Source organism: Colwellia sp. BRX9-1 (genome assembly GCF_014077195.1).
Classification (GTDB): domain Bacteria; phylum Pseudomonadota; class Gammaproteobacteria; order Enterobacterales; family Alteromonadaceae; genus Colwellia_A.
On sequence record NZ_JACGVM010000071.1, the window covers coordinates 1 to 626 of the forward strand.

Annotated in this window: 1 protein-coding gene; it reads left to right on the forward strand. The window is 42.3% G+C overall.

Annotated elements, in window-relative coordinates; genetic code table 11:
* The coding region (locus tag H4J76_RS19530) for a tandem-95 repeat protein (RefSeq protein ID WP_182231149.1) at positions 1–626 on the forward strand (626 nt) is incomplete at both ends.

The window sequence follows — 626 nt, forward strand, 5'->3', positions numbered from 1 at the left end:
TTAAGTGATGATAGTGAAACTGTCACGATAGCTGAAGATACAACCGCCACGGGCAATGTGTTAGATAATGCTGAAACAGCAGACGGTCCAATGACCGTCACCAGCTTTACTGTTGATGGTAATACGTATAATTCAGGTGATACCGTTACTCTTACGGAAGGCGAACTCACTTTAAATGCAGACGGTAGTTACACTTTTACACCGAATGATAACTTCAATGGTGCTGTGCCTGTTATTACTTATACCGTTACTGATGGTGCTGGTGATACTCAGAGTTCTACACTAACAATTTCAGTGACACCCGTGTCTGATCTAAGTGATGATAGTGAAACTGTTTCTGTCGCAGAAGATACAATCGCAACAGGTAATGTGCTTGATAATGCAGAAACAGCAGACGGTCCGTTAACCGTAACGAGCTTTAGTGTTGGTGGGAATACGTACAATGCAGGTGATACGGTTACTCTTGCGGAAGGTGAACTCACTTTAAATGCCGATGGTAGTTACACTTTCACTCCGAATGATAACTTTAATGGTGCTGTTCCTCTAATTACTTACATTGTTACTGACGGTGCAGGTGACACTCAGAGTTCTACCCTAACCATTTCAGTAACACCGGTTTCTGATTT